Here is a 14280-nt window from a genome sequence, read left to right on the forward strand (position 1 = left end):
TTATTTCATTAATAAATATTTCTTTATTAAATTCTGTATTCATACTTATATCCATAACCTCTTGTTTAGCTATAAAGTTACTGAAGATCAAAGCCATCGATCCACTAAAAAAAAGTATACCTACAAGATAAGTAATCACAATGTTTTTGCTTACAGTTAGTTCAAAAAGACATAATATTCCGATTAAAAGTGTAATTACAAGACATATAACGCTGAAATGAATAAAATATTTCACAAAAGAACTCATTATATATAATCTCCTATCTATGCTTTAAAAGCTTTTTCTAAAAATATTATTAACTATAAAGTATAAGATATACTCACACTGGCGTATATGCGCCTATTGCTGCACAGATTAATCCAAATGCAACTGAAATGGAATCCGAGATTCCAGTTCAGCCTTAATTTTTACTTATCATAGCATAACAATAATTTTTATGAAAGTAAAGCATTTTTTGTTATATTTTATATTTTATAATTTATTATTGCAACTTTTATACATATATGGGAATTACTGGAAATACAGTATAGTAAAGCTTAAGTTTTGAAATATCCGGTCCACTGAGTTATTTATGAAAAATAGATACTAAAAAAAGGGTCCAAACACACAATATCCTTTGGCACCCTCTTCAATTCCATTATTTACTATTATGGTTTACACGGTCAAATACTGGCAACACTAAAAAAATTTCTGATATAAAACCTCTAAAGTTACTATAACCACTGATACACCATTTATCAGTCCATGAATGGCCGTCGTCACCCAAAATGCAGATACCTTCTTATCTTCATATACTACAAAAGTATACGCTAGTAATATGCCCGTAATAAATGTAATAAACATATAATAGATACTATATGTATGAGATGCACCAAAAACTACTGCTGAAATAAACATCACTAAAACCATTCGATTCTTAAGGAAATTAATTTTTTTCAGTATTCTAATTATTATGTATTGAAATATAAACGTTTCAATAATCGGTACTATTATAACGACAAATAGGAATAATAAAACTATAGGAATTTCTTCGAGTTCAGGCCCACCCACATCTTTCTTCATCAATAGTTCTAACAAAATAAGCAGAATATTATCCACGATAAAAGAAATTAATGTCATTATTAGTATAAACTTAGCGGTTGGAAGGCTTCTTAAATATATGTCCAATTTATTGATATATTTCATTTGTTTGATCTCCTTATTCATTGACTTCTTACAACCTTGTAGGTCAGGCACCACTCATCAGTGCCTTTATATTATTTTGTCAAACTATCCCTTGTAATATCAGAAACCTTCTTGGTTCCTATACTTATCGCTAACTTTTTTGATTATTTATTGGATTGGTAAGCCATTGCGCATAGTTACTAATTCCAATCAATTGAATGTGGCTTTATTTATCTATTGCTTTTATATGAGATTAACACTTCTTAATGGCAATGCTGGTGCAGTGAAGTCATAATTTGATACTATTTTATGCTATAAATATTAATCAGAAAACCTACCACACCTAATGAAATTGCTAATACAATGCTTTTCATGGAAACAGTATTATACATCACCATTTCACCAATAATAATGAAAATTAGTATTATTAGACCATTAATAAATGCTTTTTTCACAACACAATCCCCCTCCTATCAACCCTAGAAAAAATGCTGATATAGTAACTCTATATCTGTTATGATCACTGATACGCCATTTCTTAATCCATGAATAGCCATCGTCACCCAAAATGCAGATGCCTTCTTGTCTTCATATATTACAAAAGCATATGCAAATAGGAAGCCAATAATAAATGCATAGATCATATAATAGATACTATATATATGTACTGCACCAAAAACTAAGGCTGAAATAAGTATGGTTAAAGAACTTCTACGCTTAAAGAAAATGCGGTTTTTCAATTGTCTAATTATCAATAATTGATATACTAACGTCTCCCAAATAGGTCCTATTACAACTACAATTAATATCATTAAAACTAAAGGAATATCTTCAAATTCTGGTCCACCCACGTGTGTATTCATAAAAAATCCAATTAAAACAACCGGGATAACTACTATATAAGAAATCAATGTCATCATAAGTATAAACTTAGCGGTTGGAAGGCTTCTTAGATAAATGTCCAATTTATTGATATATCTCATTTGCTTAATCTCCTATACAGTTGCGAGAAGTTATACATGTATTCTTCTTTAACTTGAATTATCTTTAGTGGCTCATCAATTTTCGAGCCTACTTTTTACCCATTTTTTATATTGGTTTTCATATTTTTACCTACTTTTCATATTATAACCATTACTTATATATAAGTAAAGCATATTTTGTTATATTTTGTATTATTCAATTTTATATTAAAACTATTTACATTAATGGGAAATATTGTAAATACATAAGTCAGGCTTAGTGTTCTCGTATATTCAGCTCCACAAAGCTATTAATAGGAAAACAGATAATAAAAAAGAAGGTACATACTTAAATATGTCTATACCTTCTTCTACTTTTTTATTCATTTATTTTGATATTTCATGGACATTGCAATCATAAAATACCTTTTCCCAATCACGAACCGGACTTTCTTGCAATATTGCCTCATCCAACAATGCTATAAACTCATCATATTTGATGACTGAAGCACCTAAGCGCTTAAGGTGATCTGTAGGCCAAAGACCACAATCACAGAACTTAAATCCAAGTTCTTTCATACGTAAACATAAAACAATAAATAGATATTTGGACCCGTTATTAATTGCTCCAAACTTAGATTCAATATGAAAGTATCCACCAATGTGAAAACCAAGAATGCCACCGACAAGTTCATCATCTAGCCACAATTCTATTGAATGAGAATACCCTGCTTGATGTAAATCGCATAAGGATTGGATTCTATCATCTGTTAACCATAAAAACCCTTCATGGGAACCTCTACATCCATAAATGACATCTAGAAATGCCTTGTCCACTGTAATCGTAAACATATCTTTCTTAAGCAAAGATTTTATCGGTCTTTCTATATGAATAGAATCTAAAAAAATGACACATCTTTGATCTGCAACCCACCATAAGTAGGGTTCACCGTTTGTAGAAAAAGGTAGTATCCCTTGTTTGGTAGCTTCAACTATTCTCTCAACAGATAAATCTCCACCATAGGCCAGTAAGTAGGCGATTGGTCCGAATCTGATTTTTTTATTTCCTTTTTGGATAGATGGAAATTCAATGTCTTTATTAAGTTTTGCCACTCTTCCTTTGTACTTATATAATTCCGGAAAATGCTTACACATGACTTTGTTGGATTTTTCACGAATCTTGCCTAGTTTTTTACATATTGGATCCGGAAGTACATATTTAACCCCTGCTACAATCCTGTTGTTTTTTACTGTATTCATAACTTTTGCCTCCCCCGATAAATTATCTATGTTTGTGTCTTTCATAAAATTATAACATAGTCTTTTTATGTTTTCTACTAAGTCCTTTGTCATATTTTCTAAAGGATTATCAAATGGTGAACTGTCCCACTGGTTACTATATGGTTCCTTGAAATAATGATGATAAAAAGAGGGTACAAACATCAATATGTCTGTACCCTCTTCTACTTGATTATTTACTTTTGTTGCTAAGAAGTGAACCGGAAGAACTGTCCCTCTGGTTAGGTAGTAATTCCATTTCTATTTCCTCCTATATCTACGTTTAATTTATTTATTATAATCCTAATCCAGATATCTTTTCTCCCATAAAAAGATTTACTACTTATTTTACTTTGGGAATAGTATAAGTATTATACTGTATTAGGATTCATAACCTCTTTATTTTTACTGCTTTTCTTCTTCTACAAAAAATTGTCTATTTATTTGTTTATCATAGCATAGCAATGTTGCCTCAGAAAGTAAAGTGTTTTTTGTTTTATTTTGTATTTTGCATTTTATTATTGTAACTATTTACATAAATGGGAGTTATTGTAAATACATATGATAAGGTTAGTGTTTTGATATGTTCTGTCTATGATATTTCTTGTAGAAAAACGGATACTTAAAAAGAGGGTACAAACATCAATATGTCTGTACCCTCTTCTACTTGATTATTTACTTTTGTTGCTAAGAAGCGAACCGGAAGAACTGTCCCTCTGGTTACCTCTGGTTAGTCGTTTCTTGCCATTCTTAGATATGAGTCATATCTTTCTTTAGCGTCTTTCTCAGCTTTTACAAACAATCTTTCTGCTTGATCTGGGAAAGTTTTTTGTAAGGATGTATAACGTACTTCTCCGAGTAAGAACTCTTGGAAGTCTGTTGAAGGCTCTTTTGAATCCAATGTGAATGGGTTCTTTCCTTCTTTTACAAGCTCAGGATTATATCTCCATAAGTGCCAGTAACCTGCATCCACTGCTTCTTGCTCTCTAAGTTGTGTTTTACCCATGCCGTTTTTGATGCCATGAGCGATACAAGGTGAGTATGCAATGATCAGTGATGGTCCATCATAAGCTTCTGCTTCTGTTAAGGCTTTCATGAATTGGTTCTTATTAGATCCCATAGCTACTTGTGCAACATATACGTAACCGTAAGTTGCTGATATCATACCTAGGTCTTTTTTCTTAACTTCTTTACCACTTGCTGCGAATTTGGCAACCGCTGCTGTTGGTGTTGATTTGGACGCTTGTCCACCTGTGTTTGAGTAAACTTCTGTATCAAATACAAGTACGTTTACGTTCTCACCAGATGCAAGTACATGGTCAAGTCCGCCGTAACCGATGTCATAAGCCCATCCGTCACCACCAACGATCCACATGGATTTTTTCGCCAAGTAGTCTTTTTTGGATAATACGTCTGCAACGATTTTCTTAGTTGCTGCGTCTTCAGATGTAATGGTTGCAAGCGCATCTTTAACTGCTTTTGCTGCTTCTTTTGAAGCTTTTGCATCTTCTTTTGCTTCAATCCATGTTTGGAATGCTGCTTTAGCTTCTGCAGGTACATCTGATCCAATTAATGTGTTTAAGTTCATTTCTAAAGAGTTTCTGATTTGCTTGATACCCATGGTCATACCATAACCATACTCAGCGTTGTCCTCAAATAAGGAGTTCGCCCATGCAGGTCCGTTGCCTTCTGCATTTTGTGTGAATACGGTTGCTGGTGCTGAACCACCCCAGATTGAAGAACATCCGGTAGCATTAGCAATAATCATTCTTTCGCCATAAAGTTGTGTGATTACTTTTAGGTATGGTGTTTCACCACATCCTGCACAAGCGCCTGAGAATTCAAACAATGGTTGTGCAAATTGGCTACCTTTTAATGTGCTCACATCCATAAGGTCTGACTTGTAAGTTACTTCATTGTGTGCATAATCCCAGTTGGCTACTTCTGCCATTTGCTCTTCAAGAGGCTTCATGATTAATGATTTTTCTTTGGATGGGCAGATATCCGCACAGTTACCACAACCTGTACAGTCAAGTGGGCTTATTTGAATCTTGTACTCAAGACCTTCAAATTGCTTTCCAACAGCTTTCTTAGTTGTAAAGCCTTCTGGTGCATTTGCTACTTCGTTCTCGTCTAATAAGAATGGACGAATAACTGAGTGAGGACATACGAAAGAGCATTGATTACATTGGATACAGTTGTCTACTTGCCACTCAGGCACGTTCACTGCGATACCACGTTTTTCATATGCTGAGATACCCATTGGGAAGGTACCGTCTTCTCTGCCTTCAAAAGCACTTACTGGTAATGAATCACCGTTTTGAGCGTTCATAACAAAGGCTACATTCTTGATGAAGTCCGGAACTGTTGTTTCTTCCTCAGCTACATCTTTAGCATCAGCCCATGCAGCTGGTACATCAATCTTAACAAGGGCATTAATACCTTTGTCAATTGCAGCGTTATTCATGCTAACGATCTTCTCACCTTTTGAACCGTATGATTTGACAACGGCTTCTTTAAGGTATTCAACAGCTTTTTCTATTGGAAGTACATCTGCTAACTTGAAGAAAGCGGCTTGCATGATCATGTTGATTCTGTTGCCTAGACCGATTTCTTCTGCAAGATCAGTCGCGTTTACTGTATAGAATTCAGCGTTTTTATTTGCAATATCTCTTTTTAGAGATGCTGGTAAATGTGTATCTAATTCTTCAGTTGTCCAATGTGTGTTAAGTACGAATCTTCCGCCCTTTTTAAGGCCTTTGAGTAAGTCGTATTTGTCCACATAGGATTGATTATGACAAGCGATATAGTCTGCTTCATTGATTAAGTAGGTTGAACGGATCTTCTCTTTACCGAATCTTAAGTGAGAAACTGTAATACCACCTGATTTTTTGGAGTCATAGGAGAAGTAACCTTGAGCGTACATATCCGTTTTGTCACCAATGATCTTGATGGCTGACTTGTTAGCACCAACTGTACCGTCTGAACCAAGTCCCCAGAACTTACAACGAATTGCAGATTCGTTTTCTGTAACGATATCTTCACCGATTGGTAAGGATAATCCGGTTACATCATCAACGATACCGATGGTGAATCCGTTTCTTGGTTGATCTAATTCAAGGTTGTCATATACAGCTTTTAATACTGTAGGTGTTACGTCTTTTGATCCAAGACCATAACGACCACCCACGATAACAGGTCTGTTTTCTACGTCATAGAATAATGTTCTGATTTCTTCATATAGTGCTTCGCCAAGTGAACCTGGCTCTTTGGATCTATCTAGTACTGCAATCTTCTTGACGCTTGTTGGGAATACGTCGAAGAAGTATTTTGCTGAAAATGGTCTGTATAAGTGAATCTTTAAAAGACCTACTTTTTTGCCTTCAGCGTTTAAGTAATCTACGAGTTCTTCAAGTGCTTCTGTTACAGATCCCATTGCAATAACAATGTTCTCTGCGTCTGGAGCGCCATAGTAGTTAAAAGGCTTGTATTCTCTACCAACAATCGCAGAAATCTTAGCCATATAATCATTTACCACATCCGGAACCGCTGTATAGAAGTTGTTGGATGCTTCTTTGGCTTGGAAGAAGATATCAGGGTTCTGTGCTGTACCTCTTGTAACTGGGTGCTCAGGGTTAAGAGCTCTATTTCTAAAGGCATCAACTGCATCCATATCAACCAAATCACTGAATACACTGTAATCAATAGTTTCGATTTTTTGTACTTCATGAGATGTTCTGAAACCATCAAAGAAATGTACAAATGGTACTCTTGACTTAATCGCTGCTAAATGTGCTATACCGCCTAAGTCCATAACTTCTTGAACGGAGCCGGATGCCAACATTGCAAAACCGGTTTGTCTAGCTGCCATAATATCTGAATGGTCTCCATAAATTGAAAGCGCGTGAGCAGCTACAGCACGAGCACTTACATGGAATACAGCCGGTAAAAGTTCACCTGCCATCTTGTACATATTCGGAATCATAAGCAATAAACCTTGTGATGCTGTATAGGTCGTTGTTAATGCTCCTGCTTGAAGTGAACCATGTACGGCACCTGATGCGCCACCTTCTGATTGTAACTCTGTTACAGAAACGCTTTGACCAAAAATGTTTTTCTTTCCACTTGCTGCCCATTCGTCAGTATATTCTGCCATGTTTGACGATGGGGTAATTGGATAGATTGCTGCTACATCTGTAAATGCATATGCAACATATGCTGCAGCCATGTTTCCATCCATTGACTTAAATACTTTGTTAGCCATGTTTTGATTACCTCCATATATTTTTTAAAGATTGATGGTTAGCCTTTTCATAGTGTTTACACCAACCATCAAAACCACAAGACAACACGAATCAGTATTATTTGACGAACAAATAACAATGTTTCTATGCCTTATTGTTTAATAATTAGTATAAGCAATATAATCCACGCTACTTTATATTATATCATACATAAAAACACCATACACTAATGAATTAGTCATGTATTTTATTAGTACAATTAATATGCCTTGACTTTCTTTGATGCTTTGAGTTAGTTATTTTTGTAACATACATTGTATACAATGTACTTTGATATTATAACACATCCCTTGTAAAAAAAACATCCTTAATCTTACACAATCGAATAATTTTAATGTTTTTATTTTATACAAATTAATTCTACAATTAAGGTTTAGAATAAGCTTAATTGATTGGATTCTTGCATGCCTTCTAGAATACCATTGTCTTTCATAATCTCAATAACCGTCTTGCTAATCTTGGTTCTGATTCTTAGGTCTTCTATGGAAATAAAAGGTCCTTTCTCCCGCTCAAGTACAATGTTCTCTGCGGCCTTCTCCCCCAGCCCTTGAAGGGCACTTAGGGCCGGCATGATCTTTCCGTCTATGATCTGAAACTTCTTAGCATCCACTTTGTATAGATTCATAGGCAGAAACTCAATGCCTCTGGCGTACATTTCCTGAACGATTTTCATATCTTTTATTGTATCTTTTTCTTTTTTGGTAAATTTTTGTATGCCACCTTCATCCGGATCCATCTCTCGGCTTTTTGCCCGTGATTCTTTGGCTTTTAACAGTTGCATATGTTGTTCTAGATGATGCTTGCCATGACACATGGTGCCATAATCAAAATCCGTTGCTCTGATACTAAAATACGTAGCGTAATAAGCTTCCTTATAATAGACTTTATAATAGGCGATACGGTAAGCCATCATGACATAGGCTACGGCATGGGCTTTGGGGAACATGTACCGAATTTGCTTACAAGACCAGATGTACCATTCCGGGACATCTGCCGCTTTCATAGCTGTTTCCATATCCGGTACTAGGCCTTTGCCTTTTCTAACGTCTTCCATTATCTTAAAAGAGAGGCCTTTGTCCACACCCATATGAATCAGATAGGTCATAATGTCATCGCGCGTAGATATGATTTCTTTAATATTGGCTTTTTTATCTCTTATCAGTTCTTGAGCGTTGTTAAGCCATACGTTCTCACCATGAGAGAGTCCGGATATTCTGCACAAATCCGAAAAGCTTTTTGGCTTTGTGTCTTGGAGCATCTGAATAACAAAATCAGTTCCAAACTCCGGTATGCCAAGGCAACCCAGATTGGTTCCGCCGATCTGATCTGCTGTAATCCCAAGTGCATCTAAACCTTGAAAAAGTGACATGACTTTGGGTTCATCTAGTGGTATCTTTGTGGCATCAATACCGGTCAGATCTTCCAACATACGGATCATAGTAGGGTCATCATGACCGAGGATGTCCAGCTTCAATAGATTATGATCAATGGAATGATAATCAAAGTGGGTGGTGATGATGGAGGTCTTCTGATCATTGGCCGGACGTTGTACAGGGGTAAACTTATATATGGACTGATCTTTGGGTACAACAATAATACCGCCGGGATGTTGTCCCGTGGTTCTTCTTACGCCGGTACAACCTTGTACCAGTCGATTGATTTCTGCTGTTCTGGCTGTTTGATGGTGCTCGTCAAAGTATTTCTTCACAAAGCCAAATGCTGTTTTTTCTGCTAATGTACCAATGGTACCTGCTCTAAACACATGGCCGACACCAAAGAGCTCCTCTGTATATTGATGGGCTATGGCTTGATATTCTCCTGAGAAATTAAGGTCTATATCTGGTTCTTTGTCGCCATAGAAACCTAAGAAAGTCTCAAATGGTATGTCATGTCCTTCTTTTATTAATAGGGTATCACACTTAGGACAGTTGGCGTCCGGCAAGTCACAGCCAGAGTTACCGGAATGATCCTTGATGATGTCTGACTCAAAATCAGTATAATGGCAATTCGGGCATATGTAGTGCGCCGGTAGCGGGTTTACTTCTGTAATACCGGCCATGGTCGCTGCAAAGGAGGATCCGACCGACCCTCTTGAACCAACCAGATAGCCATCTTCCATGGATTTCCATACCAGTTTTTGAGCGATGATATACATCACGGCAAAACCATTGGTAATAATGGAGTTAAGCTCCCTGTCCAGTCTTTCTTTGACCTGTGTTGGTAATTCTTTTCCATAAATGGATATGGCTTTTTCATAACATATGTTGGTCAGTGTCTCATCTGAGCCTTCTATGACCGGTGGGTATTTTTCCGGTGGTACGGGGTCAATCTTTTCTATACTGTCCATGATTTTGTTGGTATTGGTTACCACCACTTCAAAGGCTTTTTCTTGACCCAAATATGAAAATTCTTCTAGCATCTCTTCTGTGGTTCTAAAATAAAGAGGCGCTTGCTGGTCTGCATCTCCAAATCCTTTGCCCGCCATTAGAATTCGTCTATAGACTTCATCTTCCGGATCAATAAAATGAACATCACAAGTTGCGACCACCATTTTCTGATGTTCTTCACCCAGTGCAACGATTTTCTTATTAATCTCTTTTAAGGCATCCCAGTCATCTACGGCTTCGTTTCGAATTAAAAATTCATTGTTAGCTAGGGGCTGAATCTCATAATAATCATAAAAATCGCAAAGTCGGTCTATTTCTTCTTTGGGCTTATCTTCAAGCACCGCTTTGTATAGTTCACCGGCTTCACAGGCTGTACCGATTAAAAGACCTTCCCTTAATGTGTTAAAGATACTTTTAGGTATTTTGGGCTGTCTGTAAAAATAATCCAGATGCGCTTTTGAGACCAACTCATATAGATTTCTAAGGCCTACTAAGTTTTTTGCTAATATGATGGCATGGGCCGCACGGAGTCTTTTTACATCTCTGATGGATTGGTTGGCGTAGGTTAAGATACCTTCTATGGTGTGGATATTGATTTGATTCATGTGTTCAAACATCTTGAGCAATATATGAGCGGTTGCTTCTGCATCGTCTACAGCACGGTGAGCATTTATGAGTGGCACATTATAATGCTTGGCAATGGTTTGTAGCTTGTGGTTATGCAAATCCGGCAAAAATATTCTAGCCAGTTCTAAGGTGTCAAGGGTGGTGTTTTTCACTTCAATGCCCAATTTCTTAGCAAAACACTCAATAAAACCAAGATCGAAATCCGCATTATGGGCAACTAAAATGCTGTCTCCACAAAATGTCAGGAAGTTCCTTAGTTCTTCTTCTATGGTAGGGGCATCTTTGACCATGGTTATATCAATGCCTGTTAACTGTTGTACCTTAATGGGTATGCTTCGCTCCGGATTAATAAAGGTGCCATATCGCTCTACGATCTTGCCTTCTTTGATCTTGACGGCTCCAATCTCAGTTATCTTGTCTTTACCGGCATAAAAGCCTGTTGTTTCAATATCAAAAACCACGTATTCACTGTTTAGGTTTTGACCCCTTGGATGCCTTATGATGTCTTTTAGATCATCCACCAAGTAGGCTTCTACACCATAGAGTATCTTGAAATCATCTGAGGGATTAATGGCGTGAAAAGCTTCGGGAAAAGCCTGTACCACCCCGTGATCTGTTATAGCCATGGCTTTGTGTCCCCATTCCTTGGCTCTTTTAATTAGTGCTTTGGCACTGGTCATTCCGTCCATATCACTCATCTGTGTATGGACATGTAATTCCACTCTTTTTTCCTGGGCATGGTCCATCTTCTTAAGTCTAAAGTCTTCTATTTTTTCCATGGTACTGATCATTATGCCCAGTTCATTAGAAAAGGAGTCAAAGGCGACGCGACCTTCCAGTCGCACAAACATATTCTTAGTCAACATAGAGGCAATTCGATCATCAAATTCTTCTTTTTTCAAAAAGGCTTTACAGGTGATAGAATTAGTAAAGTCGGTGACGTCCATAATCAGCAATACTTTGCCTGATTTTGTTATTCTTATCTCTTGACTTAAGACAAAACCTTCAATGATGATACTATCATAGTCACCATTTAAGTCTTTGATTTTTGTAATAATACCGCTGATGCCTTTTCTTCCGATTACCAGATTGTCTGGCAATGGTTTGCCTTTTCCTTTTGGTATATCCGGTGCTTTGACTTCTTTTACGCCTGATTGAGACGGGTTGCTACCGGATATCATCATGTCTTTGATGAGTTTTTTCTCTTCTCTTTTTCGGTTCTCTACAAATTCTTCAAATACACTATGGTGTTTTTCTTTTCTTATAAAGGCCACTTTAAGATCTACATCGAATTTCATCTTAAATGTCAATTGGATAAACTGATCAATGGTGTATTGTTTCATATAATCATAGTCAAATTCTTCCAATGCATAGGTCAGTTGTTCCGCTTCCCACTGTGGTTCTAATAAACCTAGCTTGGCCGCCACAAAAGGGCTTTCTTCTTTGATGAGATACATAAGACTTGGTTGGTAATAAGCATAGAGCTCTTTTATATCTAAGCCATGGTTGGTCGCGTAACGTTCTTCTATACGCACAAATAGGCCTTCTTCATCTAAGAATTCCACAATCTTGTCTCTTAATAATTGGATAATCTGAGGATGAATGACCTGCTTAAGCAACATCTGTATATAAAGTTTATTCTGGTCTTTATTAAAATATACGTTTTCTACAAGGGCATCATCAAAAACCCGGTTCAACTGACCGGTTAAGGGGATACCTCGAAATACTTCGTCTAATTTTTTACTCACGGATTTATCACCTTACTTGTCGTCATTATTTCTGTCATCAAGGCTTCTACCAGTTCTTCTTCTTTAACTTTTTTGATGATGACACCTTTTTTGAAGATAATGCCAAGACCTTTGCCGCCGGCTAAACCAATGTCTGCTTCTCTGGCTTCGCCTGGACCATTGACGATACAACCCATGACAGCGACCTTGATGTTCAGGTCTAAGTCTGCACATCTTTTTTCTACTTCATTGGCGATACCAATCAGATCAATGTCTGTTCGTCCGCACGTCGGACAGGATATAATCTCTATGCCATGGTTCTCATAGCCTAAGGCCTTCAGTATTTGTTTTCCGACTTTTATTTCTTCTATTGGCTTATCCGTTAGAGAGACCCGTATGGTATCTCCAAAGCCTTCTGCCAACATGGCGCCCAGTCCTACGGCCGACTTAATGGTGCCTGCCCAAGCTGTTCCGGATTCTGTGATACCAAGATGAAGAGGGTAATCGATTTCTTTTGTTATCTGTCTATAAGCTTCTATGGATTTGATGACATCTGAAGATTTGATGGATACGACCAATTGATTATAGCCTAGTGCTTCTATGGCTCTACATTGATTAAGGGCACTCTCTACTAAGGCTTCTGCCGTAGGGTGTCCATATTTAGCCAGAATCTCCTTCTCCAAGGAACCACTGTTAACACCTACACGTATGGGTATATTTCTTGCCTTGCAAGCATCTACCACTTTTTTGAGACGATCACTTGAACCAATATTACCTGGGTTGATTCGAATCTTGTCGGCACCGTTTTCAATGGAGGCCAATGCCAGTCTATAGTCAAAATGTATGTCTGCCACAAGTGGGATATGAATCTGTTTCTTGATTGCTTTTATGGCCAGTGCTGCTTCCATGGTGGGCACGGCCACGCGAATGATATCACATCCGCCTTGCTCCAATTCAAGAATCTGACCTACCGTGGCTTCTATGTTTTCTGTTTTGGTGTTGGTCATGGATTGTATGGCAATCTTATGACCCCCACCTATTGTGACGTTGCCTATTTGAATGGTTCTTGTCTGTGTTCTGTTCATACGCACTCCTATATGTTATTGTCTTTGGGACTTCTTATTCGACTTTATTTGTCCTATTGTACAATCTTTATTGTAAAGGTATGAAGGGTATTAATCAATGGTGAATTCGCATAAAAAATATTTTATACCCGTCATTAAGACTTTACCCATATATTAAAATAAAGCTGTCTCAGGATACAATCTGAGTCAGCTTTATTTTAATTTTGCTAGGTTCTAATATTTTTGTATGTATGACTAAAGGAACTTCATGGTCAATGTTGTTTTACATTTTAACCTTTATCTTTATTTTAATAATCCTTTGAGCAATTCCAAATGTCCTTCTTCTTCTTTGATGATGATCTCAAGTGTTTCTTTTGTTTTTTCTTTGGAATATTCATATATATCTTTGTAATACTGAAGGGTTAATGTTTCTGTTGTGATGCCTTCTAGTATGGCTTCTCTATTGGTTTCAATGTCTTTGATTTCTCTAGAAAATCCAGCACTTTGAGCAAATGCTTCAAAAAAACTGGTTACAGACTCATCAAACATATAATCAAAGGCGCCTGCTTCTTTGCTGGTCTCATCTAATAGGTTTTGAAAAAATGCTTTGTGGCGGCGCTCATCGTCAGCCAGTCTTAAGAATAATGACCTAATCTCGCCTTCGGACTTTTTCGCATAGTCTTCATAAAACTTAATACCCATATCTTCCATACCGATTGCAAATTTAATGACTTCTAGATTTGAAAATGATGGTTTCATCTTAATC

Annotated in this window: 8 protein-coding genes; all 8 read right to left on the minus strand. The window is 36.9% G+C overall.

Annotation, left to right across the window (positions count from 1 at the left end; genetic code table 11):
• Positions 1 to 679 precede the first annotated feature (679 nt).
• The 8 genes from P0N36_RS04795 to P0N36_RS04830 all read right to left on the minus strand — a co-directional run bounded on the left by P0N36_RS04795 (position 680) and on the right by P0N36_RS04830 (position 14273).
• Positions 680 to 1186: a CPBP family intramembrane glutamic endopeptidase gene (locus P0N36_RS04795; RefSeq protein ID WP_275841701.1), complete on the minus strand. Its 507-nt coding sequence runs from the start codon at positions 1184 to 1186 to the stop codon at positions 680 to 682.
• A 281-nt stretch (positions 1187 to 1467) separates the two neighbouring features.
• Positions 1468 to 1620, minus strand: coding sequence for a hypothetical protein (locus P0N36_RS04800; protein WP_275841702.1), 153 nt, complete (start codon positions 1618 to 1620; stop codon positions 1468 to 1470).
• A 24-nt stretch (positions 1621 to 1644) separates the two neighbouring features.
• Positions 1645 to 2148 (minus strand): CPBP family intramembrane glutamic endopeptidase, encoded by a 504-nt coding sequence (locus P0N36_RS04805; protein ID WP_275841703.1) that lies wholly within the window; start codon positions 2146 to 2148, stop codon positions 1645 to 1647.
• Positions 2149 to 2514: 366 nt separating this feature from the next.
• Positions 2515 to 3387 carry a leucyl/phenylalanyl-tRNA--protein transferase gene (locus P0N36_RS04810; protein WP_275841704.1) on the minus strand — a complete coding sequence of 291 codons (873 nt, stop codon included), beginning with the start codon at positions 3385 to 3387 and terminating at the stop codon, positions 2515 to 2517.
• A 748-nt stretch (positions 3388 to 4135) separates the two neighbouring features.
• On the minus strand, positions 4136 to 7669 hold the full coding sequence (gene nifJ / locus P0N36_RS04815) for a pyruvate:ferredoxin (flavodoxin) oxidoreductase (protein WP_275841705.1): 3534 nt from the start codon (positions 7667 to 7669) through the stop codon (positions 4136 to 4138).
• Positions 7670 to 8082: 413 nt separating this feature from the next.
• Positions 8083 to 12471, minus strand: a complete 4389-nt coding sequence (locus P0N36_RS04820; RefSeq protein WP_275841706.1) for a PolC-type DNA polymerase III — start codon at positions 12469 to 12471, stop codon at positions 8083 to 8085.
• Positions 12468 to 13535 (minus strand): flavodoxin-dependent (E)-4-hydroxy-3-methylbut-2-enyl-diphosphate synthase, encoded by a 1068-nt coding sequence (gene ispG, locus P0N36_RS04825; RefSeq protein ID WP_275841707.1) that lies wholly within the window; start codon positions 13533 to 13535, stop codon positions 12468 to 12470. The genes P0N36_RS04820 and ispG overlap by 4 nt, the downstream gene beginning before the upstream one ends.
• 282 nt (positions 13536 to 13817) lie before the next feature.
• Positions 13818 to 14273, minus strand: coding sequence for a ferritin-like domain-containing protein (locus P0N36_RS04830; RefSeq protein WP_275841708.1), 456 nt, complete (start codon positions 14271 to 14273; stop codon positions 13818 to 13820).
• Positions 14274 to 14280 lie beyond the last annotated feature (7 nt).

The sequence above is a fragment of the Petrocella sp. FN5 genome (assembly GCF_029210395.1).
Classification (GTDB): domain Bacteria; phylum Bacillota; class Clostridia; order Lachnospirales; family Vallitaleaceae; genus Petrocella.